Below are 280 nucleotides of genomic sequence, written 5' to 3' on the forward strand. Positions count from 1 at the left end.
GAGTCCACGAGGCCGGCGGCCAGCAGCGTGTCGTACACCGGGTCGCGGTGCGCGGGCACATTGAAGTCGCCGGTGACCACCACCGGCAGCGAGCGGTCCGGCCCGCCGAGCCGCTCGACTATCAGTCGTGTCGCGTTGATCCGCGCGGTGGCGCTGCGGTGGTCCAGATGCGTGTTGAGGAGCGTGAACCGCCGCCCGTCGCGCCGGTCCTCGAACCGCACCCAGGTCGCCATGCGGACCGTGGCGCCGCCCCAGGTGTTGGAGCCGATGGTGTACGGAG

General features: G+C 71.8%; 1 pseudogene. It reads right to left on the bottom strand.

Going from position 1 to position 280, the window contains the following annotated elements:
- Positions 1-280: pseudogene (locus tag ACSNOK_RS33980) on the bottom strand (endonuclease/exonuclease/phosphatase family protein); the annotation flags it as partial.

The sequence above is a fragment of the Streptomyces sp. URMC 126 genome (genome assembly GCF_051386555.1).
In the GTDB taxonomy this organism is placed as follows: domain Bacteria; phylum Actinomycetota; class Actinomycetes; order Streptomycetales; family Streptomycetaceae; genus Streptomyces.